Below are 21,226 nucleotides of genomic sequence, written 5' to 3' on the forward strand. Positions count from 1 at the left end.
GGCCGTTTCGTTGGCAAGACGGGCGCAATTCCCGTAACATCGTTCAGTTTTACCAGCATCGGAATTGCCATGACCAATGTCGCCCTCACCGGGCTCGCCCGGGATCTTGCCAGACGTGCGGAGGAGGGGCGGCCGGTTCGCATCGGCGTCATCGGCTCGGGCGAAATGGGCACCGACCTGGTCACGCAGGCGATGCTGATGAAGGGCGTCGAGGTTTGCGCGATTTCCACGCGCCGCCCGCATACGGCGCGTGAGGCGATCAAGATCGCCTATGGCGACGAGGCCATGGCGCGCGAGGCCGACACCGCCTCGAAGGTCACCGAGGCGATCGAGGCCGGCAAGATCGCCATCACCTCCAACGAAATGCTGGTCACCAACCCGCTGGTCGATGTCGTCATCGACGCCACCGGCAAGCCGGGCGTCGCCGCCGACTTCGACCTCAAGGCGATGGAGCACGGCAAGCATCTCGTCATGATGAATGTCGAGGCCGACGTCACCATTGGCGCCTATCTCAAGAAGGAGGCCGACCGGCTCGGCGTCGTCTATTCAGTTGGCGCCGGCGACGAACCGTCAAGCTGCATGGAACTGATCGAGTTCGCCTCCGCACTCGGCTACACCATCGTCTCGGCCGGCAAGGGTAAGAACAACCCGCTCAACCACGATGCCGTGCCCGACGATTATCGCGAAGAAGCCATCCGCCGCAACATGAACCCGCGCATGTTGGTCGAGTTTATCGATGGATCGAAGACCATGGTCGAGATGGCGGCTATCGCCAACGCCACCGGCCTCGTGCCTGACAAGCCCGGCATGCACGGCCCCAAGGCCGACCGCGATCAACTGGCCAAGGTGCTGATCCCTGAGAAGGATGGCGGCGTGCTGAGCAAGAAGGGCGTCGTCGACTATACGATCGGCAAGGGCGTGGCGCCGGGCGTCTTCGTCATCGTCGAGGCCACCCATCCGCGCATCGTCGAGCGCATGGACGATCTGCATGTCGGCACCGGTCCCTATTACAGCTTCTTCCGGCCATACCACCTGACCTCGCTGGAAGTGCCGCTGACGGCGGCCCGCATCATGCTCTACGGCAAGCCCGACATGGTGCCGCTGCCGACGCCCGTGGCCGAAGTCTGCGCGGTGGCCAAGCGCGACCTGAAAGCCGGCGAGATTTTCGATGCCATCGGCGAAACCTGCTACCGCTCCTGGACAATGACGGCGCAAGAAGCCCGCGCCAGCCACGCCGTGCCCGTCGGTCTGCTGGAAGGCGGTAAGGTGCTGAAGGCGGTCCGGAAGGGCGAACTGCTCACCACCGACAACGCAGCACCGGACGCCACGACGCGGCTGTATGAGCTGCGGCGGAGGCAGGATGCGATGCTTTATGGGGCAGTTGCGAGTTCGGCGGCCCTTGTTTGAGTGGTGGTCGGCGGGCGAGTGAATATCCTCTGTCCGTTTCGAGACTTGATGTGACCGTTGTCTATGGAGGCGTCATGAAAGAGAAATTCAGGACTTCCCAGACCGAGCCGGCAATCGCCACTCCGACACCCGAAATCGAATGCGAAAACGGCCGCTTACCCTTGGCAGAGCGCCTGGCGACAATCGCCGGCAACCTCAAAGCCGGAAGCGGTGAGGGTGGCAGACAGATGTCCAAGGATGAGATCGATCAGATGTGGGGCCACACCTGACATCTACCGAATTGCCGCCAGGTGAAGCGCCTGCCGGAGCCGCCGATCTCGCATAAGCTGCCGCCCTACTTCCCCAGTTCCACCGACCTCAACCGCGCCGCTTCCACAGCCTCGGTCAAAAGGTTCTTCAGCCGGTCCTCTCCCATCAGCACCGCAAGCGCTGCTGCTGTCGTGCCGTTGGGGCTGGTCACTTGCTGGCGCAGCACGCCGGGTTCTTCCTCGCTTTCGGCGGCGAGGCTCGCTGCGCCGAACACGGTCTGCATGGCGAGCAGCTTTGCCGTTTCCTTCGGCAGGCCGGCATGTTCTGCCGCTGCCGTCAGGCATTCGATGAAGTGGAAGATATAGGCCGGGCCTGAGCCGGAAACCGCGGTCACTGCGTCCATCAGGCCTTCGTCATCGATGGTCGCCACCGCGCCGCTGGCCGAAAGCAGCTCGTCAACTATGCGTTTGGTCAGCGCAGAGACATTGCCGTTCGCATAGACCACCATCATGCCCTTGCCGATCGCGGCGGGCGTATTCGGCATCACGCGGATGATCGGCGTCTTGCTGCCGAGGATGGTCTCGAAGGTTGCAATCGGCGTTCCGGCGGCGACGCTGACGAAAGTCGTCTCACCATTGCCGAGATGCTTGTAGGCGGCCGTCACTTCGCGGATCACCTGCGGCTTGACCGCAAGCACCACAAGCTTCGGTGTTGCGCCAGCCGGCAGACCGCTGGCATCCGGACTTGCCGCAGCGCCCAGCTTTTCAGCGCGCGCGCGCAAATCCGCATTCGGCTCGACCACGAAGGTTTCGGATGGCTTCAACTGGCCCGATTTCAGCCAGCCGGCGAGCATCGCGTATCCCATATTGCCGCAACCGGCGAGCACGACTGTGATTGTCATTTGAGTTCTCCAGACAAGTCCTCAATAGACGGTCATGTGCGGATGGAAAAGGGTGCCCGTGGAGCTGGCCCAAATCCTCGTCAGGGCGTGTCCAACCTCTTGCTGAAGGCATTGGTGAAGATCATCTCGCCTCTGTCGCCGACCGCCTCTGCCAGCGTGACATCCATGTAGTCGTTGGTGACGTGGACGATGGCGAAGCCGCCCATATAGGCGGCCTTGGGCTTGAAGATGTCGAGCCCGTCGCGCTGATAGATCATCGCCGTCTCGTGCTGATGGCCGTGAAAGATACCGATGACATTGTGGCCGGAAAGCACCGCCAGCAGCGCCTTGCGGTCGTCCTCGCTCCACCAATGCGGTGCGCCGGCGCCGTCATCGTCGAATTGTTTTTTCGCCGGGTCCCACTTTTCCGTCGAGAAAGGATCCCAGCCATAGTGCTGGAAGAGGATCACCGGCTCGCCGTTGCCGGCGTAGGTCTCCAGATCTCGCTTGAGCCATGGCAGGCCGCTCACCGCGCCCTTGGTGGTGTCGCCGGCAAAGCGATGTGTCTGGACCAGATGCAGGCCGCCCCAGTTCCAGGAATAGTCATCCGAAGCGCTGTCGTAGTTTTCGGCCGGCACCGGCGGCTTGAAGAACACGCTCGGGCGGTGGTTGATCTCAATATAGTCGCGCAGTTCCTGCCGGTACCAGTCAGTTTGCGGCGGCGGGCCGTCCTGGTCGAGATCGTGATTGCCGAGGCCGGCATAAACGGGAAAATGCACGCGGTCCGGCCCGGCGCCCTGCTGGTAGCGATGGCTGAACTGCAGCAGCTGGGTTCCTTCCCGCGGTTGCGTCATCTGTCCGCCGCCATCGTCGGTCAGGTCGCCGCCGACGACCACGCCGAGCGGCCGCGAAATCTTCCTGCCCGCGCCTGCAAGCCCGCTCGCCGCGCCTTGGATATCCTTCGGCCAGCGATTGTTCGGCACGCGGTTAAGCGCTGCGATGTGGCGCAGCAGGTTCTGGTCCGTCTTGCCTTCCTGCAAACAGTTCGGGCTGAGGCCGCTCGCCATGCGGCAGGCGTGCACGTCGTTTGTGAAGATGAAGGTGGCGTCGATCATCCGGCCGGAAGCAGGCGCCACGGCAAAGGCCTCGCGCGGCAAGGCGGAGAGCACAGCCAGCCCGAGCCCGCCGAGGATCATGTCGCGCCGGGACAGTCGAATGTCCGGGGCGCTGGAACCCTGTCCAGGAGCAATGCCGCGCGCGCTCATGCGATGAAGATGTGACGTCCGCATGCGCTTTGCAACTAACGTTTCGTCCGTGTCGCCACCGGAAAACGTGCGACCAGCCTTAGCCCGATGATGCTGAAGACGAAGAACAGCCAGACCGGATCGGCACGACGGAAGAAGAAACTCTCCAGGAAGGAGTTCAGCGCGGTGAACAACAGGATCATCATGAAGAAGTCACCGAGGAAGACGTTCTCCTTGCGCATGGGAATGCGCATATAGTCGCGCAGCGGCGCGATGAAGAAGGCCCAGGCGGCAACGCATAGCGCCGGAATGCCCATGATGACGGCGATGTCGAGATAACCGTTGTGGCCATGCACGATGCTGCGGATGTCCCATGGCCGGTCGAAGGGCTGGTCCATGGTCCAGAGGAACATCGTGCCCCAGAAGCTCTCATAGCCGTAGCCGGTCCATGGTTTCTTGGCGATCATCTCGCCGGCGAACTCCCACAGGGTGGTGCGCCCGGTATAGGTCAGGTCGGGAAAGTTGTGGTGGACGAACAGCCGCAACGGCTCGATGAAGACGATGCCGAGCGTGCCGATCGTCGTACCGATGATCGCCAGCAGGAACAGCGCCGGCGTCAGCGAGCGCACCCCGAAAATTCCCGGCACAGCCACCATCAGGATCGCGAGAGGCACCAGCCCGGCAGTTGTCTTGGAGCCGGTGTTCATCATGAAGATCATCGCGGCGACCAGCAGGAACGGACCGGTGACCTTCCAGCCGCGCCGGAACAGATAGAGACCGCCAAAGCTGAAACAGGCCATTACCGGCCCGGCGATGTTCTTGTGCGTGAACACGCCGCGCCACAGCCCGGCATGCTGCGGCTCGGCGCCGACGGTGGTGTGCTTGGCTTCGTTTGGAAACAGCACCAACCCGACAAAACACAGAACTACGATGAAAATGCCGGAAAAGGCAATGACGGCCGAAAATGCGTCGGCGTCGCGCGGAATGGCAAGGACCGTCGCCATCACCAATATGCCGATGATGGTGAAGGAAGCGGCACGGAGTGCCGCCATCGGGTCCGTCGCATTGGCGACCGAGAGCATCAGGAAGCCGAGCAGCAGCAGGAAAGACGGCGCAAACAGCGCCATCAGCACGCGCCTGTCGGCAAAGGTGAACAGCGAGAAGATCGAAATCGCGCCCAATGCGCCGAAGCCGAGCTGGTTGACGATGTCGCCGCCCGCCGACGGCATCTCGGCGCCCCCCGGCTGGAACGGCCGGAACGAGATCATCACGACGGTCAGCAGCAGCGAGGCGATCGCGGTGGCGATACCGGTGCGCGTGAAAGCGCCGGCCAGCGGCATCCAGAAAGAAACCTTTCGAGGATTCGTTCCGCCGAGGTGTATGGCGTGGTTTTCGAGAACCGGAGCGGAGCGGACATGCGGTCCGTGAGCACCGGAAGCGGAGAAAATCGCGTCAGACGACCGGTGGGGCGAAGTCATCGAAGGGTTTCTCAGTTTTTTTCGGGCTGACGATATTGCTCATTGGCATATCCAAATTCGGCCATCACCCGGCCGAGCGCAACATAGACGGGATAAAGACCGACCGAAAGCGAGCGTGTTTCATAGAGCCGCCGCGCGCCCCGTACCGGAGAAGCCGCCAGCAGCGCCAGGCTTTTCAACAGCACTTTCGTGTTGGCAAAGGGCGTGTCGGCCCGTTTCTTCTTTTCCACCAGCGTCGAAATCACGCCGTTGCGCAAGGCGCGGGCGCGGATCCAGTCGGCCTCGACCCGGCGCGCCGGCACGGCTTCGTAGACGGGTGCTTCCGCACACCAGCCCAGCCTGAAGCCGCGCACGGCCGAGCGGCTCAGGAAATCGGAATCGCCGCCGCCCATGAAATTGAACCGCAAGTCGAGGAAGGGCGGACCCATGGCCGCCAGCACATGGCGTCCGATCAGGAGATTGCCGGACGAGTAGAGGGCCGGCACGCGACCGCTTTCGTTATAGGGTGGCGCAAAGACCGGATGCGTCGCCCACTTTTCGTGAGCAGGTTCTGCAAAGACGGGAATCTGCGGGCCGCCGACAATGTCGGCACGCATCGTCTCCGATGCCAGGCACATGCGCTCCAGCCAGTTCTCGTCCGCGATCTCATCGTCGTCGATGACAAGCAGGTGGCGAAAGGCGGGGAAATAGCGGATCGCCGTCTGCCAGCCGGCATTGTAGGCGCTGCAATTGCCGCGATCATGCGCAATGATGACCATGCCGGGAAGATGTCCGGCCACGAACAGCGGCGTCGCGGCCTTGGCGCCTTCGCGTTTTTCGGCCTCGTTTTCCATGACGATGATGGCAAAGGGGCGTTGCGTCTTTTGCGCGCGCAGTGAGTCGAGCGTGGCCAGCAATTGCTCCGGCCGGCGGAAGGTCGGCACGGTAACAACCGCTTCCATTGCCGCGAAGTCCAGGGCAGGAGACTTGCCGGCGATCGAAACGGCGCCGTTTGATGGCGAAAGGGTCATGCGTGGGCTGCCGATTGAGTTTGGGCTGTGATATCACTATCGCCGATAACGGTTCGTTAAACACCTTTCGTGGAACGGGCTTCGCCAGTGGGCCAATCGCGACAATCATATGTGTCATTTAATCAACGGTTCACCGCGCTCTGCTAGCGAAAATGCTGACGTAGGGGTATGATGCATCTTCTGTTTGCAACATCGATCGTGCCGGACGGCGCGCTGGAATCGGGCTACGAGATCGCCAATGCCGCGGTCATCGATGCTTTGCATCGTGCTGGCGTGCGCGTCACGGTCATCGGTTTTGCCTGGCCGGGCAAGCCGCCGGCCGATCCCGACAACACCATAGTGCTCGGCGAAATCGACGTTCGCACGGAAGACGCACCGCTCAAGCAGAAGATGGTGTGGCTCGCCAAGGCGATGCGCACCGGCCTGACCTTCTCGTCGGTGAAGCTGCGCGCCGTCACCGCCAGGGAATTGCGCCAGGAGATCGACAAAGCCGGCCCGTTCGACGGCTATGTGCTGAACTCCGTCCAGTTTGCGGGCGCATTCGAGGGCGTCTTCGATGACCGTCCTTCGATCTTCGTGGCGCATAATGTCGAGCATCGCTCGGCTATCGAGATTGCCCATTCGGTCAACAGCATGCTCCAGCGTTTCATGTATACGCGCGAGGCGAGGCTGCTGAAGACGCTCGAATTGCGGCTGTGCGAAAAGGCGCGTTTCGTGTTCACGCTGGCCGAGGAAGACCGCGCAGCCCTCGGCGTCGCCTCGGATGACAGGTCGGCTGCTTTGCCGCTTGTCACGCGCCACACGCCCCCGCCGCAGCCGTCGAAGCGGCAGATCGAGTGTGACGCAGCCCTTATCGGCACCTGGACCTGGCAGCCGAATAGAATTGGCCTCGACTGGTTTCTGGGCGAGGTCGTGCCGCAACTGCCGAGCGATTTCCGGATCCGCATCGCCGGACGCACGCTCGCGGGCACGTCATCGACCCATCCCGGAGTGGAATTCGTCGGCCGGGTGCCCGATGCCGAAGCGTTCGTGCGAAGTGCCGCGGTCATCCCGCTTATCAGCCGTGCCGGCACCGGCGTGCAGCTCAAGACCATCGAGACCTTCGAACTTGGCCTTCCCGCAGTCGCAACCCGAAGCGCCCTGCGCGGCATAGATCATATGCCGGAAAACTGCGTCGTCACCGACAATCCGGCCGTTTTCGCCAAGGCGCTCGAGCGCGCGGCGTCCGGCAAGGTTGCCGACGCCGACGGCCGCATCTTCTACCGCCAGCAGCGTGCCGCACTCGACGCGCAGGTCATGCGGGGCCTGGACAAGATCGGCTACCAGAGAGATGGAGCTGCCGCATGAACGTCCATGCCGGCCGCCGGTCCTCCGATGTGAAGTCCTGGAGAATGATACTTGGCATTCACGTCGCCAATATCGAATGGGGCGCGGCGATCACCATCCTGAAGCGCAAGCTGGATGACAACCGCTTCACCAAGATCAGCTTTCTCAACGCACACAACGCCAACATCGCCTGCGTTGATGAAGCCTTCGCCGACGCGCTGAACGATTTCGTCATTCTGCCGGACGGCATCGGTGTCGATATCGCGTCCAAACTGCTCTACGGCGCGCCGTTTCCGTCGAACCTGAACGGTACCGATTTCATTCCCGCTTTCCTGAAAGCATCGGCCCGCCCGCTGACGGTTGGCCTGATCGGCGCCACGCGCCGCAACGCCGACGAAGCCGCGCGCAAACTCGCAGCATTGGCTGAACAGCACAGCTTTGCCGTCATCCATGACGGCTATTTTGCGCCCAAGGACGAGCCGGAAATCCTCGAACGCATCAGAATCCTGCGCCCCGACATCCTGCTGGTCGCCATGGGCGTGCCACGCCAGGAATTGTGGATCGCCCGCAACCTGACCAAGCAGCATTGCATCCTGCCGATCGCGGTCGGTGCATTGCTCGACTTCCTCAGCGGCTCGGTGCCGCGCGCGCCGGGGTGGATGCGCACCCTGCGGCTCGAATGGCTGTTTCGCCTGATCATCGAGCCGCGCCGCCTGTGGCGCCGCTATATCGTCGGCAATCCGCTCTTCCTTGCCCGCGTCCTGTATCAGAAGTTTTTCGGCGTGAGGGAAGAACGGTGAACAGCCGTTTCGTTCCCTCCGACGACAGGCGCTCGAACATGCCGGTGACCTTGCAGGCGGCAATGGTGACCGCCAGCTACGCGCCCGATTTCGAACGCTGCCGGCTGCTTTGCGAGACCGTCGACCGCCACGTCGCCGGCATGGCGCATCATTACATCCTGGTCGAGCATCGCGACGTGCCGCTGTTTCGCCAGCTGGAAACACCAAACCGCACGGTGGTCGACGAGCAAGACCTGCTGCCGAGCTGGCTTCACGTCCTGGACGACCCGCTCAGCCTGTTTCGCCGCCGCGTCTGGCTCAGCATGCGCACCATGCCGCTGCGCGGATGGCATGTGCAGCAGTTGCGCCGCATCGCGGTTGCAGCGCATGCGAAGGAGGACGTTCTTGTCTATGTCGATTCCGACGTCGCCTTCCTGAAGCCGTTCGACTGCGCCGCCTTCCAGCGTGAGGGCAAGGTGCGGCTTTTCCGGCGTGACGATGCCATGGCAGGCCGTGATCAGGGCGAGCACCCCATATGGTCGCGCAATGCCGGTGCAGCCCTCGGCATTGAAACCCCCGAAATATCCCCGCATGACTACATCTCGACGCTGATCGCATGGCGGCGCGACAGCGTGCTGGAAATGTGCCGGAAGATCGAGGCGGTGCATGGCCGCCACTGGATCGCGGTTCTTGGCTCGGCGCGAAAATTCTCCGAATGCCTGCTCTATGGCCGCTTCGTGGACGAGGTTCTGGAAGGGCAGGGCCATTTCCATGGCGCGGAAGAATTCTGCCGCGTGCACTGGACGGGTTCGGCCATGTCGGAGGCGGAATTCCGCGAATTCGTCGCCACCATGTCGCCCGAACAGGTGGCGATCGGCATGCAGTCCTTCATCGGCACCGATCTCGACCGCATCAGGCGGTTGGTCGAGGCATAATAGCCCGCGCTTGGCCGCTTACACCGCCTTCGCCGGCAGCTTCAATGCCGAATAGGTGAGGGCGGCCGACGCCAGGTAGAGCCCGGCGAAGACGCCGTTCAGCCACCATATCAGGTCCGGTGTTTCCAGTCCGCGCGTCAGTATCCAGATCAACAGAACGGCCTTGAGCCCGGCCAGCAGCGCGAGATTTATCGCGCGAATCAGCGTCTGTCCCCGCGCGAACAGCAGCTCGGCCTGGTATTCCACCAGGTTGCGCAGGCCCGGAACGCATATGGCAAGCGCCACCAGCGGGGCGGCTTCGGCAACGTTCCTGCCGAGTGCGTTGGGGAAGAAATGCAGGACCACCGCAAGGCAGAAAAGGGCCAGCGTCGAGACGAGGAACACGCCGAGTTCGATGCCGCCGCGCACCTTCCAACGCCTCAGCATTTCCGGCGCGCGCATCATTCGCTGCACCAGCATCATCGAGAAGGTGCGGATCGGTATGGCGGTGAGATCGACCAGCCGCATGATGATGGCATAGAGACCGGCAAGCTGCGGCCCGCCGATCGACAGCACCAGCAGTTTGTCGAATTCCATCTGCAGGTAGAACAGCACTTCCGCGCCGGCGACATAGACCGAATCCGCCAGCCGCCGCATATAGAGCGGAATGCGCAGCCGCAGGCGCTGGCGCGGGTAGAAGAAGCCGAAGGCGATGGCCGCCGATATGGCATTGGCGGCAATGTAGAACAGTGCCCAGTCTTCCAGCGCATGCGTCGGCCAGAAGAAGAATGCCGCCGCGAAAGCGGCCCGCGCCACCGTTCCGAGTATCGCCATGATCGCCGCGCGACCGAACCGGCCGAGACCGTTGTTGACGATCAGCGCCACCTCCACCGGCCGCCACAACAGCGCTTCGGCGAAGACCACCGTCGCAAAGATCTTGAGCGTCAGTTCGCTTGAAAAGAACAGCAGGTAGACCCCATAGGAAGCCGCCGCGAGCAGCGGCAGCGAGAGCACCGCCAGCAGGATGAAACCCGCCGTGAAGGTGCCGATAAGGTTCGGCCGGATCGTCGCCGTCCGGTAAAGCGCTGAGATGAAGCCGAAGGCGAGGATGCGCGACAGCATGACGCCTGCCGCCGAGGCGGTTGCGAAGAGACCGAAGTCGGCCAAAGACAGCGTGTTGGCGAGTGCTATGAAATAAATGAGCGAAAAGACAAGCCGCCCGCCGGCGCCGCTGATCGCCGAAAAATAGTCGCGCACGAGGTTGCGCCGTTCCGACAGGAACGCGGTCAGTCGCGCGGTCGGCCGCGCAGGCCTTGTGTTGTTGCTCTGGGTCATATTTGAGTCGAGAAACTACCGTTGAAAGCTTAATGTCCCGCAAAGCAGGATGCACGCTGGCGCTTACCGGAAGTTGCACCTAAATTAACGTTTTGTTTCCCATACTTGTTTAGCGTGACTTAACGATCGGTTCTCGATCACCGTGCCCCGTTTGGAAGCTGTCGCAGAATGTTCGACACCGAAAATCGTGATGATCGAAAGCGTTCGCTGCTTGCATATGCCGGCGACGATCGTGATGCCCGAAAGGCACCGCGTCCCGGTTCCCTGCTTTCAATGGCGAATTCCGAGCCGGAAGCCGATCCGGTAGAGCGGCATCGGGCAGCGAGGGCACAGCGCGAAAGCCGCTGGGAAGCCCCGGTTGCGGCTGAAGCGCCGCCGACCGTACAACCGACATACACCCCAGCCGAACCGCGATCCTCGTGGCACATCGCCGATCTGGTTCCTGGCTGGATGTCGCGTATGGCGCAGCATCGCCAGCATCAGCTATCATCGGCCACCGCCGAAGCCGCCTCCGTCGATCAGGACCGGCGGCTTGCAACGCGGCGGCAGGATGACGACAGCGTGCGTGGCAACGAAGATCAGTTCGCTCAAAGGGGCGATGATGGTGACGACCAGCAGTGGAAGCCGCTGGTCGATCCGATGAAGGTCATCGGCGGTGTCGCCCGCTCCAAATTGCTGATTGCCGCGACGACGATACTCGGCGCGCTGCTCGGCATCGCCATCGCCTTGTCGACGCCCAAGACCTACGAGGCGGCAACCGAACTGCTGATCGATCCGCGCGACCTCAAGCTGGTTGACCGGGATCTCACCCAGGCGGGCTTCTCCAACGAGGCAACGCTCGCCATCGTCGAGAACCAGGTGCGCGTCATCACCTCCGGTACGGTGCTCAACAAGGTCGTCGACCGCCTCAATCTCGAAAGCGATCCAGAATTCAATGGGCAGGGCGGGGGCGGGCCTCTGTCATTCGTCCGCTCGCTGCTGTCGCGCGGCAGCAACGGCGCCGACGATCCCGGCCGCCGCCGTTCGCTGGCCGTCGGCAATCTCGCCAAGGCCCTTTCGGTGGAACGCGGCGGCAAGACCTTCGTGGTCGTCATCGATGTGAAGACGCAGGACGGCGAGAAGTCGGCGCTTATCGCCAATACCATGGCGGATGTCTTTCTGAAGACCTATGGCGAGTTGCAGTCCGATACGGCCGGCCGCGCCACCGACGAACTGACGGCCCGGCTCGACGAGCTTCGCAGCGGCGTGGAAGCCGCCGAACGCAAGGTCGAAGCTTTCAAGGCCGAGAACGATCTGATCGACGCGCAGGGCCGCCTGATCAGCGACGATGAAATCCTGAAGCTCAACGAACAGCTTTCGATCGCGCGTGCCCGCACACTGGAACTCAATGCCAGGGCCGCCTCCACCAGGAACGTCAATGTCGATTCCGTTCTCGGTGGCGTACTGCCGGAAGAAATGGCGTCGGCGAGCATGACCGAACTGCGCTCGCAATATTCGACGCTGAAGGGCGAGGCCGACCGTCTTGCCGTCAAGCTCGGGCCGCGCCATCCGCAGCGCCAGGCGGTCGAAGGCCAGCTTGCCGGCGCGCGCGACCAGATCGCCGCCGAACTGCGCCGCATCGTCTCCTCGGTCCAGACAGAGCTGAAGCGCGCCGTGCAGCTTGAACAGGAACTGTCGTCGCGGCTCGCCCAGCTCAAGGTGCGTTCGGGCAGCGTCAGCAGCGAACTCGTAACCCTGCGCGAACTGGAGCGCGAGGCGACCGCCAAGCGCGCCGTCTACGAATCCTTCCTGCTGCGCGCCCGCGAAACCGGCGAGCAGAGGGACATCAATACGGCCAATATGAGCGTGATCTCGGTGGCATATGCGCCGTTGCAGGCCAATGGGCCGTCACGCTCGACGATAACGATCGCCAGCACCATCCTCGGTTTCCTGGCGGGCATCGGGCTGGGCGGCATGCGCGGTGCTTATGAAAGCCTGCGCGATACCGCCGACGATCGCCGTCGCCGGCGCAATCCACGCAAGCGCAGTGCTGCACCGCTGACCCCGGCCAACCGCGAGCCAGCGCAGCGTCCATACCAGCCGGCCCCACAAGCCGCATCCTCCGCGTTTGGTGAACCCGCCTTCGCACGCGAAACTGCTGTGCACGCCGGCTCATATTCCGTCCCGGAACAGGCAGTTCCGCAGCCGGCTCCAATGCGGCAGCAGCCTTCCTATCCGGAGACAGACCCGAGGCAAAATTCCGCCGCCGGCTACCCGACTTATCATGCCCCGCAGCCGGTTCAGGCGCCTGTGACCTATCAGCAGGCTGCGGTGCCGCCTTTCGTCCAGCCGACGCCTCAGCCGCAAGCCTATCCGCAGCAGCCGGCGCCGCATCCTTATGCCGGCCAGTACGCGCAGCCACCGGTACAGCCCGCGCCGCAGCCCATGACTTATGCGCCACAGCCAACGCCCTATCCGCAGGCACCCGCGCAGATGTACCAGCCGCTGCATTCGCAGGTTCAGCTGCAGGGCTATTATCCCTATCCACCGCAAGCGCCTGCCTTTGAACAGCAAATGCCGATTCAGCCCCAGCCGGCAGCACAGCCCGCATATCAGCCGATGCCGGGGGCATTCCAGCCCGCGCCCGCACCGCAGCCGCACGCACCGGCCGGCCCGCAGATGCCGGACCCCGCGGCCCATCAGCCGCCCATCGAGGAAATCCGCGCCAGCCTGCGCGACTTCCGTCAGGCCGTGGAAGAGCTCGCCACATCACGCGCGCGCCGCCGCTATTTCTAAATAATTCACCGGGTTTCACGTTAGCGGCACGCCGTGCCGTATTGACGGGATTGCGCCGCGAATTTTTCGTGACTATGCCTGTTATACGGATATGCTTACCATGCAAGAAAAATGCATAGGAGGAAATAAATGGCTGAAGTGATCGATGGCAAGCTGGTGGCCGAAGATGTTGTCGCAACGGTCAAGCGCCTGACCGCCGATCTGTTGGCCAAGCACGGCGTGACACCCGGCCTTGCCGTGGTCATCGTCGGCGAGGATCCGGCCAGCCAGGTCTATGTCTCCTCCAAGGGCAAGAAGGCCAAGGAATGCGGCTTCCACTCGGTCCAGCACACGCTGCCCGCCGACACCGGCGAAGCCGAGCTTCTGAAACTTATCGGCGATCTCAACGCCGACCCGGCCATTCACGGCATTCTGGTGCAACTGCCGCTGCCAGACCACGTCGATGCCGGCAAGGTCATCCAGACCATAGCGCCGGAAAAGGATGTCGACGGCTTCCACTTCATCAATGTCGGCAAGCTCGGTACCGGCGAACTGGCGACGGCCTTCGTGCCTTGCACGCCCGCCGGCTCGATGCTGCTGATCGAGCGCGTGCGCGGCAAAGACCTCTCCGGTCTCAACGCGGTCGTCGTTGGCCGCTCCAACATCGTCGGCAAGCCGATGGCCAATCTGCTGCTGGCCGCCAACTGCACCGTCACCATCGCCCACAGCCGCACCCAGGACCTGCCTGCCATCGCTCGCACCGCCGATATTCTGGTCGCAGCTGTCGGCCGTCCGGAGATGATCAAGGGCGACTGGGTCAAGCCGGGCGCGACCGTCATCGACGTCGGCATCAACCGCATTCCGGCACCCGAAAAGGGCGAGGGCAAGTCGCGGCTCGTCGGCGATGTCGCCTATGCCGAGGCGGCGAAGGTCGCGGGCGCGATTACGCCGGTACCCGGCGGCGTCGGCCCGATGACCATCGCCATGCTGATGGCAAACACGCTCGTCTCTGCTAGTCTCACCGCAGGCATCGAACGCCCGTCTTTCTGACTATCTTTCAGCCCAAACGCAGGTGGCATCTTTGCCGAAGCTTCCCGTTCCGGTAGATATGCCGCCCATGGCCGATTTGGTTCAAGGCGGCCGGCAGTTCGCATTCCTGCTGGTCGACAAGTTCTCGATGTTTTCCCTGGCAGCCGCGATCGACACGGTTCGTTCGGCGAACCGTCTGCTCGGCCAGGATTATTACGGCTGGACGACTGTCTCCGCCGACGGCGATTCCGTCATTGCCTCGAACGGCCTGCCTTTGAAGGTCGATTACAGCGTCGCCGACGTGCCGCCGGTCGATATCCTGTTCGTCTGCGTCGGCCTGACCACGGAATTCCCCGGCAAGAGCAAGGTGCTCGGCGCGTTGCGTAACTGGGGCCGCCGGGGCGGCACGCTGGGCGCGCTCTCGGTCGGCTCCTACCTGCTGGCCGAGGCCGGCCAGCTCGAAGGCCACCGCTGCACCATCCATTGGGAAAACCGCGCCGGCTTCATGGAACGTTTTCCCGATATCAACTGCACCGGCAACGTCTTCGAGATCGACCGCAAGCGCTATACCTGCGCCGGTGGCACCACCTCGATCGACCTGATGCTGGAGATCGTCCGCACCGATTTCGGCTCCAACATCGCCAACGGCGTCGCCAACCAGTTCCAGCATGAGCGCATCCGCTCTGCCGGAGACCGCCAGCGCGTCGGGCCGGAGCGCGATCTGACCGGCAAATCGGAAAAGCTGCGCAAGATCGTCGAACTGATGGCCGACAATCTCGACGAGCCGTTTTCTGCCGTGCAACTTGCGAAATCTGCGGGGCTGTCGGTGCGGCAGGTAGAGCGCCTGTTTTTGCGCCATCTCACCGTCACGCCGGGCCGCTACTACATGCGCCTGCGACTGGAGCGCGCGCGCGAACTTTTGCGCCAGACCAACATGCCGATCCTCGACGTGGCGATCGCGACCGGCTTCACCTCGCATTCCTATTTCGCCCAGAGCTATCGCCTGCAATTCGGCCGCCCGCCCAGCGAAGAGCGCCGCACGACCTACTGAGGCTCAAGCGGCGAGGAAGCCGCCATCTGCCGCCAGCACATGTCCGACGACAAAGGCCGACTGGTCCGATGCAAGCCACACAACGGCTTCCGCCACTTCCTCGGGTTCGCCCATGCGCCGCAGCGGCAGCCCAGCCGCCACCGCCTCCAATCCTCCGACGCCGGACGCTGCCAGCTTCATCATGTCTGTCACCACCCGGCCGGGCGCGACGGCGTTGATGCGCACGCCGCGCGATGCATAGGTCATCGCGGCGGAGCGCATCAGCGAGATCACCGCTGCCTTGGAGGCCGAGTAGAGCGCGAAGCCGGGATTGGGATTGCGCACACCGCTGACCGAGGTGTTGATGACGATGCGCCCGCTGCCCTGCGGCAGCATCACCGCCAGCTGCTGTTTCAGGCACACGAACACCGACCGCACATTGGTGTCGAACACCGCGTCGAATGTCTCGGTGCTCTGCGTCTCCAGCGGCCCTGGCCGTTCCTGATAGCCGGCATTGTTGAAGGCGACATCCAGCCGCCCGAACCGCTCGACTGTCGTGCGCACCAGATGCTCGACTTCCTCGTCCTGGGTCACATCCGTGCGCACGAACAGGCTTTTCGCTCCGGCGGCGCGGCAGGCTTCGGCCACGGCTTCGCCTTCCTCGGCGCGGCGTCCGGCGATGACCACTGCCGCCGCTCCTTCCGCCGCCATCTTAAGTGCAGTCGCTTGTCCGATGCCGCTGCCGCCGCCGGTGATCAGGCAGACGCGGCCAGCCATTCGGGCATGTGCTGCTTGCTCGTTTAGGTTCAAGGTTTCTACCGACATGCTACCCGTTCCACGCAATTCGGATTGAATTCATGAAAGTTGTATCATACAACTAATTATAAACAAGAGGATCATGAATGCTGGAAAACGAAGAGATCGAAAAGGTCCGCGATTCCTCGCGCAAGCTCGTGCGCGAACTCGGTTTCATGAGGCCCACACTTGCCTCAAGCGGCCTGCCGATTTCCGCCGTTCACGCGCTGATCGAGATTGGCGGCAACGAGGCGATGACTGCCGGCATGCTCAGCGAAATCCTCAACCTCGAAAAATCCAGCGTCAGCCGGATGCTGCGCAAGCTGATCGATACCGGCGAAATCGAAGAGCGGACAAGCCCCGGCGATGCCCGCTCAAAACTCCTGACGCTGACGACGCGCGGAAAGGCGACGCTCGCGGCAATCGACAGCTTTGGGCAAAATCAGGTCGCTGCGGCCTTCCGGCATCTTTCGCAGGACCAGCGCCACCTCGTCGTGGCGGGGCTGACTGCATATGCGGAGGCGTTGCATAGCGTTCGCGCGGGTAAGTGATGCTCCGCTAAGGAAGCAGGGTATTGATCTGACAGACCTGAGTGGCGGTTGTACCCCCACCCCTAACCCCTCCCCACAAGGGGGAGGGGGACGATTTCGTCGCTGTTGTCACGAGAAACGTTGGGCTGGGCGAGGCGCGCAAAAATCCCCCTCCCCCTTGTGGGGAGGGGCTAGGGGTGGGGGTCCCTCCGCAAGTGCCTGCCCTCAACGAGAAGCAAGCCACCCGCCCTCAAGCCATCCCGAATGCACTCGCACCTTGGTCGGCGCGGCCGGCCATCTGGCGGAAGCCGGCAAACAGCTCGCGCCCAAAGCCGTACTCGTTCCCGGTAAGGTCGATCAGCGGCACCTTGCGCGCCTTCAGCTCTGTCTCGGACACGAACACTTCCAGCGTCCCGTTATCAGCATCAAGCCGCACGATGTCGCCGTCGCAGATCTTGCCGATCGGTCCGCCTTCCAGCGCTTCGGGCGTCACATGGATTGCCGCCGGCACCTTGCCGGATGCGCCCGACATGCGGCCGTCGGTGACAAGGGCCACCTTATGGCCGCGGTCCTGCAGGATGCCCAGAATGGTCGTCAGCTTGTGCAGTTCCGGCATGCCGTTGGCGCGGGGGCCCTGGAAGCGGATGACGGCGACGAAATCGCGGTCGAGTTCGCCTGCCTTGAAGGCGTCATTCAGCGCCTGCTGGCTGTCGAGTACCACGGCGGGTGCCTCGATCAGGCGGCGTTCCGGCTTGACGGCAGACGTCTTGATGACGGCGTGGCCGATATTGCCCGACAGCATCTTCAGGCCGCCATTTGATTGAAATGCCTTGGCGAAGGGCGCCAATACCTTTTCGTCGCCGCTGAGCTTGGGGGCGGCTTCGCGGGTGACGCTGCCGTCTGCGCCGAGCTTGGCTTCGACCGCATAAGGGCGCAGGCCTTCGCCCCACACGGTCTGCACATCCTCATGCAGCAGGCCGGCGTCGAGCAGTTCGCGGATCAGGAAACCGAGCCCGCCGGCGGCGTGGAAATGGTTCACGTCGGAGAGGCCGTTGGGATAAACGCGGGCCAGAAGCGGGGTCGCGTCGGAGAGATCGGAAATATCCTGCCAGGTCAGCTTAATCCCTGCCGCCGCCGCCATGGCAAGCAAATGGATCGTGTGGTTGGTCGAGCCGCCGGTGGCGTGCAGGCCGACGACGCCATTGACGATCGAACGCTCGTCGATCATCCGCCCGACCGGCGTGTAGGCATTGCCGAGCGCGGTGATCGCCAGTGCCCGTTTGGCGGCTTCCCTGGTCAGCGCATCGCGCAACGGCGTGCCCGGATTGACGAAGGAGGCGCCCGGCGTGTGCAGGCCCATGATCTCCATCAGCATCTGGTTGGAATTGGCCGTGCCGTAGAAGGTGCAGGTGCCGGGGCCGTGATAGGACTTCGATTCCGCCTCAAGCAGTTCGGCGCGGCCAACCTTGCCCTCGGCATAGAGCTGCCGCACCTTGGCCTTCTCGTCGTTCGGCAGGCCTGACGTCATCGGCCCGGCGGGAATGAACACCGCCGGCAGATGGCCGAAGGTCAGGGCCCCGATCAGCAGCCCCGGCACGATCTTGTCGCAGACGCCGAGGAAGACGGCGGCATCGAACATGTTGTGGCTGAGGCCGACGGCCGCTGCCATGGCGATCACATCGCGCGAAAACAGCGAAAGCTCCATGCCCGGCTGGCCCTGGGTGACGCCGTCGCACATGGCCGGCACGCCGCCCGCCACCTGCGCGATGCCGCCAACTTCGCGGGCCGCCTGCTTGATCATTTGCGGAAAGGTTTCGAAGGGCTGATGCGCCGACAACATGTCGTTATAGGAGGTGATGATGCCGAGATTGGGCACCTTGTCGCCGCCGAGCGCGATTTTTTCCGACGGGCTGCACACGGCAAAGCCGTGGGCGAGGTTGCCGCAGGAGAGCACAGCGCGGTTGGCCGAGCGGCTGGAGGCCTCCGTGATGCGCCCGAGATAAATCTCTCGCGAGCCTCTGGACCGCTCGCGGATGCGGTTGGTGATGGCTTCGATATCGCTTCTCGCGGTCATGGCTCTCGGTCCTACCTTGTTGTTTGACCATGACCTTTTCGAAACCGGCTCCCGTCTTCGGGATCATGGTCTGGAACATGCCGCAGAAAACGTGGAGGAGCGTTCTCCGGCTCGGCATGCAGAAATATTACGGCGCCCAGAACACCTGGACGGGCGTGCGGGCATGATCGAAGACTGCGCGCACGGGCAGATGCTCTTCAGTCCCAAAGGCTGCTTCCAGCACGCGGCGCTTCTCCGCACCTTCGATGTGCAGGGCAATGAAGCCGGCTTCGGCAATGCGCGGCAGGGACAGCGTCAGGCGTGGCTCGATGCCACTCGCCGCATGAACCGGCAGCACGTTCGATTTCGAGGCCGGGTCGAGCAGCGCGGTCAGGTTGCCGGCATCGGGAAAGAACGAGGCCGTGTGGCCGTCGCCGCCCATGCCGAGGATCGCGGCATCAAGAGGCAGTGCGCTGCGGGCGATGGAATCATTGGCGCGCTGTGCCGCGCTCTGGACGTTACCGGCCTCGGAATAGAGGCCGACGAAATTTGCGGCTGCCGCATCGTTCTGGAGAAGATTCGCGGCCACCAGTCCGGCATTGGAGCGCGGCGAATCCGCCGGCACGAAACGCTCGTCAATGAGCGTCACCGTCACCTTGGCCCAGTCAAGCTTTTCGCGCGAAAGCGTGCGGAAGAACAGGCCGGGCGTGGTGCCGCCGGAAACGGCGAGTGTCGCCTTTCCGTTAGCCGCAATCGCATCACTCAGAACCTTGGCGACGGTGCCGGAAAGCGCCAGCGCCAGTGTCTCGGACGAGGCGAATTCGTGCCAGTTGCGGGTGGCCGCGTCCATGCGCTCAGCTCTCGTGCCAGGTGCGGCCATCGCGCTCGATCAGCGCGATCGAGGCAGACGGACCCCAGGTGCCCGAGGTGTAGCCCTGCGTTTCCTGATGGCTATCGGCCCAGGCGCCCTGGATCGGGTCGATCCACTTCCACGCCGCCTCGACTTCGTCGCGGCGCATGAACAGCGTCTGGTTGCCGCGGATGACGTCCATCAGCAGGCGTTCATAGGCGTCCGGGTTGCGCTCCTGGAAGCTCTCGGCGAAGCTCATGTCGAGCGCAACGTTGCGCAGGCGCATGCCGCCCGGACCCGGATCCTTGATCATGATCCACTGCTTGACGCCGTCGTCGGGCTGCAGACGTATCACCAGCTGATTGGCGATGACATTGCCCGCACTTTCCTCGAAGATCGAATGCGGGATCGGCTTGAACTCGATGACGATTTCGGAAACGCGCGAGGCCAGCCGCTTGCCGGTGCGCAGGTAGAACGGCACGCCGGCCCAGCGCCAGTTGGCAATCTCGGCCTTGATGGCGACGAAGGTTTCGGTGTCGCTCTCGCCGTTGCCGAGTTCCTCGACATAGCCCTTCACCGGGCCTGTGGCAGACGCGCCGGCGCGATACTGTCCGCGCACGGTCGATTTCGGCGCTTCCTGCCCGTTGATACGCTTCAGCGAGCGCAGCACCTTCAGCTTTTCGTCGCGCACTGCGTCCGCTTCCATCGAGGCGGGCGCTTCCATGGCGACAAGGCACAGAAGCTGCAGCATGTGGTTCTGCACCATGTCGCGCAGCGCGCCGGCCTTGTCGTAATAGGTGATGCGATCCTCGAGGCCGACCGTCTCGGCCACGGTGATCTGGACGTGGTCGATATGGGCCGAATTCCACAGCGGCTCGTAGAGCGCATTGGCGAAGCGCAGCGCCATCAGGTTCTGCACCGTCTCCTTGCCGAGATAATGGTCGATGCGGAAGATCTGCTGCTCGGAGAAGACCTTGCCAATCTGGTCGTTCAGTTCGCGCGCCGATGCCAGATCGCGGCCGATCGGCTTTTCCATGACGATGCGCGCAGTCGGCGTAACGAGGTCGTTGGCCTTCAAATGGGTCGAGATATCGCCGAACAGGGCCGGCGCGACCGCCAGATAGAAGACCAGCACGTTCTTGCTGTCACCGACCACGTTCTTGAGATCGGCAAAACCTTCACCCGTCTTCGCATCGACGGCCACATAGTTGAGGCGCGCAATAAAGCTTTCGAGCTGGGCGGGGTCGATTTCCTCCGCCTTTACGTGCTCGGAAATCGCCTTGCTCGCGAATGCGCGATACTCTTCGTCGGTCATCGTCGTGCGCGAGGCGCCGATGATGCGCGTGGGTTCGGAGAATTGCCCGGCGCGCTGGCGCTGGTAGAGCGCCGGCAAAAGCTTGCGCTCGGCAAGGTCGCCCGTGCCTCCGAAAACGACAAGGTCGAAGGCTTCGACGGGGATGATCTGGCTAGTCATTGCAGTTCCGTGTTCACGACGGCGGTGAGTCCGCCGTCTATTAATCTAATCGATTTAAAATTACCAGTGTCAGACTGTCACAGCTTCAA

At 63.1% G+C, this 21,226-nt stretch carries 18 protein-coding genes; 9 read left to right on the top strand and 9 right to left on the bottom strand.

The features are described from left to right. Positions 1-69 precede the first annotated feature (69 nt). Both BM413_RS14700 and BM413_RS14705 read left to right on the top strand, forming a co-directional pair. Positions 70-1,407: an NAD(P)H-dependent oxidoreductase gene (locus BM413_RS14700; RefSeq protein ID WP_091914579.1), complete on the top strand. Its 1,338-nt coding sequence runs from the start codon at positions 70-72 to the stop codon at positions 1,405-1,407. A 74-nt stretch (positions 1,408-1,481) separates the two neighbouring features. Then, entirely contained in the window at positions 1,482-1,676 is a 195-nt protein-coding gene (locus BM413_RS14705) for a hypothetical protein (RefSeq protein ID WP_091914264.1), read from the top strand. Positions 1,677-1,741: 65 nt separating this feature from the next. On the opposite strand, the gene proC is transcribed toward BM413_RS14705, so the two are convergent. The 4 genes from proC to BM413_RS14725 form a co-directional block, all read right to left on the bottom strand. Beyond that, positions 1,742-2,557 carry a pyrroline-5-carboxylate reductase gene (proC, locus tag BM413_RS14710; RefSeq protein WP_091914266.1) on the bottom strand — a complete coding sequence of 272 codons (816 nt, stop codon included), beginning with the start codon at positions 2,555-2,557 and terminating at the stop codon, positions 1,742-1,744. Positions 2,558-2,637: 80 nt separating this feature from the next. Next, positions 2,638-3,801 (bottom strand): metallophosphoesterase, encoded by a 1,164-nt coding sequence (locus BM413_RS14715; RefSeq protein WP_091914268.1) that lies wholly within the window; start codon positions 3,799-3,801, stop codon positions 2,638-2,640. A 35-nt stretch (positions 3,802-3,836) separates the two neighbouring features. Further along, a complete protein-coding gene (locus BM413_RS14720; protein WP_091914270.1) occupies positions 3,837-5,120 on the bottom strand; it encodes an O-antigen ligase family protein in 1,284 nt (427 codons plus the stop codon). Between the two features lie 149 nt (positions 5,121-5,269). Next, positions 5,270-6,268, bottom strand: coding sequence for a glycosyltransferase family 2 protein (locus BM413_RS14725; protein ID WP_091914272.1), 999 nt, complete (start codon positions 6,266-6,268; stop codon positions 5,270-5,272). Positions 6,269-6,439: 171 nt separating this feature from the next. On the opposite strand from BM413_RS14725, the gene BM413_RS14730 reads away from it, so the two are divergent. The 3 genes from BM413_RS14730 to BM413_RS33610 are packed head-to-tail and all read left to right on the top strand — an operon-like array spanning position 6,440 to position 9,308. Next, positions 6,440-7,615, top strand: coding sequence for a glycosyltransferase (locus BM413_RS14730; protein ID WP_091914581.1), 1,176 nt, complete (start codon positions 6,440-6,442; stop codon positions 7,613-7,615). Then, on the top strand, positions 7,612-8,394 hold the full coding sequence (locus tag BM413_RS14735; RefSeq protein ID WP_091914274.1) for a WecB/TagA/CpsF family glycosyltransferase: 783 nt from the start codon (positions 7,612-7,614) through the stop codon (positions 8,392-8,394). The genes BM413_RS14730 and BM413_RS14735 overlap by 4 nt, the downstream gene beginning before the upstream one ends. Continuing rightward, a complete protein-coding gene (locus BM413_RS33610) occupies positions 8,391-9,308 on the top strand; it encodes a DUF6492 family protein (RefSeq protein ID WP_091914276.1) in 918 nt (305 codons plus the stop codon). The genes BM413_RS14735 and BM413_RS33610 overlap by 4 nt, the downstream gene beginning before the upstream one ends. 18 nt (positions 9,309-9,326) lie before the next feature. On the opposite strand, the gene BM413_RS14745 is transcribed toward BM413_RS33610, so the two are convergent. Further along, positions 9,327-10,622 carry a lipopolysaccharide biosynthesis protein gene (locus BM413_RS14745; protein ID WP_091914278.1) on the bottom strand — a complete coding sequence of 432 codons (1,296 nt, stop codon included), beginning with the start codon at positions 10,620-10,622 and terminating at the stop codon, positions 9,327-9,329. A 168-nt stretch (positions 10,623-10,790) separates the two neighbouring features. Here BM413_RS14745 and BM413_RS14750 point away from each other — a divergent pair, with 168 nt between their 5' ends. From BM413_RS14750 to BM413_RS14760, 3 genes are all read left to right on the top strand, one after another. Further along, complete coding sequence (locus BM413_RS14750) at positions 10,791-13,397, top strand: GumC family protein (RefSeq protein ID WP_091914280.1); 2,607 nt, start codon at positions 10,791-10,793, stop codon at positions 13,395-13,397. A gap of 129 nt (positions 13,398-13,526) precedes the next feature. Then, positions 13,527-14,426, top strand: coding sequence for a bifunctional methylenetetrahydrofolate dehydrogenase/methenyltetrahydrofolate cyclohydrolase FolD (gene folD / locus BM413_RS14755; protein WP_091914282.1), 900 nt, complete (start codon positions 13,527-13,529; stop codon positions 14,424-14,426). A gap of 67 nt (positions 14,427-14,493) precedes the next feature. Further along, positions 14,494-15,456, top strand: a complete 963-nt coding sequence (locus BM413_RS14760) for a GlxA family transcriptional regulator (protein ID WP_091914284.1) — start codon at positions 14,494-14,496, stop codon at positions 15,454-15,456. A gap of 3 nt (positions 15,457-15,459) precedes the next feature. Here BM413_RS14760 and BM413_RS14765 read toward each other — a convergent pair whose 3' ends face one another. Beyond that, a complete protein-coding gene (locus tag BM413_RS14765; RefSeq protein WP_244537876.1) occupies positions 15,460-16,260 on the bottom strand; it encodes an SDR family NAD(P)-dependent oxidoreductase in 801 nt (266 codons plus the stop codon). Positions 16,261-16,337: 77 nt separating this feature from the next. On the opposite strand from BM413_RS14765, the gene BM413_RS14770 reads away from it, so the two are divergent. After that, positions 16,338-16,781: a MarR family winged helix-turn-helix transcriptional regulator gene (locus BM413_RS14770; protein WP_197716886.1), complete on the top strand. Its 444-nt coding sequence runs from the start codon at positions 16,338-16,340 to the stop codon at positions 16,779-16,781. Positions 16,782-17,010: 229 nt separating this feature from the next. On the opposite strand, the gene edd is transcribed toward BM413_RS14770, so the two are convergent. From edd to zwf, 3 genes are all read right to left on the bottom strand, one after another. Next, entirely contained in the window at positions 17,011-18,834 is a 1,824-nt protein-coding gene (gene edd / locus BM413_RS14775) for a phosphogluconate dehydratase (RefSeq protein WP_091914288.1), read from the bottom strand. A 127-nt stretch (positions 18,835-18,961) separates the two neighbouring features. Continuing rightward, a complete protein-coding gene (gene pgl / locus BM413_RS14780; protein WP_091914290.1) occupies positions 18,962-19,663 on the bottom strand; it encodes a 6-phosphogluconolactonase in 702 nt (233 codons plus the stop codon). 4 nt (positions 19,664-19,667) lie between these two features. Next, complete coding sequence (zwf, locus tag BM413_RS14785; protein ID WP_091914292.1) at positions 19,668-21,137, bottom strand: glucose-6-phosphate dehydrogenase; 1,470 nt, start codon at positions 21,135-21,137, stop codon at positions 19,668-19,670. Between the last annotated feature and the right edge of the window lie 89 nt (positions 21,138-21,226).

The sequence above is a fragment of the Mesorhizobium sp. YR577 genome (assembly GCF_900116595.1).
In the GTDB taxonomy this organism is placed as follows: domain Bacteria; phylum Pseudomonadota; class Alphaproteobacteria; order Rhizobiales; family Rhizobiaceae; genus Mesorhizobium_M.

Bases quoted from the DNA above. Each gene is read 5' to 3' on its own strand.
- BM413_RS14770 (WP_197716886.1), top strand. From the start codon at position 16,338: ATGCTGGAAAACGAAGAGATCGAAAAGGTCCGCGATTCCTCGCGCAAG.
- BM413_RS14715 (WP_091914268.1), bottom strand. From the start codon at position 3,801: ATGAGCGCGCGCGGCATTGCTCCTGGACAGGGTTCCAGCGCCCCGGAC.
- edd (WP_091914288.1), bottom strand. From the start codon at position 18,834: ATGACCGCGAGAAGCGATATCGAAGCCATCACCAACCGCATCCGCGAG.
- BM413_RS14720 (WP_091914270.1), bottom strand. From the start codon at position 5,120: ATGCCGCTGGCCGGCGCTTTCACGCGCACCGGTATCGCCACCGCGATC.
- proC (WP_091914266.1), bottom strand. From the start codon at position 2,557: ATGACAATCACAGTCGTGCTCGCCGGTTGCGGCAATATGGGATACGCG.
- BM413_RS14735 (WP_091914274.1), top strand. From the start codon at position 7,612: ATGAACGTCCATGCCGGCCGCCGGTCCTCCGATGTGAAGTCCTGGAGA.
- BM413_RS14765 (WP_244537876.1), bottom strand. From the start codon at position 16,260: ATGTCGGTAGAAACCTTGAACCTAAACGAGCAAGCAGCACATGCCCGA.
- BM413_RS14725 (WP_091914272.1), bottom strand. From the start codon at position 6,268: ATGACCCTTTCGCCATCAAACGGCGCCGTTTCGATCGCCGGCAAGTCT.
- BM413_RS14705 (WP_091914264.1), top strand. From the start codon at position 1,482: ATGAAAGAGAAATTCAGGACTTCCCAGACCGAGCCGGCAATCGCCACT.
- BM413_RS14745 (WP_091914278.1), bottom strand. From the start codon at position 10,622: ATGACCCAGAGCAACAACACAAGGCCTGCGCGGCCGACCGCGCGACTG.
- BM413_RS14730 (WP_091914581.1), top strand. From the start codon at position 6,440: ATGCATCTTCTGTTTGCAACATCGATCGTGCCGGACGGCGCGCTGGAA.
- pgl (WP_091914290.1), bottom strand. From the start codon at position 19,663: ATGGACGCGGCCACCCGCAACTGGCACGAATTCGCCTCGTCCGAGACA.
- BM413_RS14700 (WP_091914579.1), top strand. From the start codon at position 70: ATGACCAATGTCGCCCTCACCGGGCTCGCCCGGGATCTTGCCAGACGT.
- folD (WP_091914282.1), top strand. From the start codon at position 13,527: ATGGCTGAAGTGATCGATGGCAAGCTGGTGGCCGAAGATGTTGTCGCA.
- zwf (WP_091914292.1), bottom strand. From the start codon at position 21,137: ATGACTAGCCAGATCATCCCCGTCGAAGCCTTCGACCTTGTCGTTTTC.
- BM413_RS14760 (WP_091914284.1), top strand. From the start codon at position 14,494: ATGGCCGATTTGGTTCAAGGCGGCCGGCAGTTCGCATTCCTGCTGGTC.
- BM413_RS14750 (WP_091914280.1), top strand. From the start codon at position 10,791: ATGTTCGACACCGAAAATCGTGATGATCGAAAGCGTTCGCTGCTTGCA.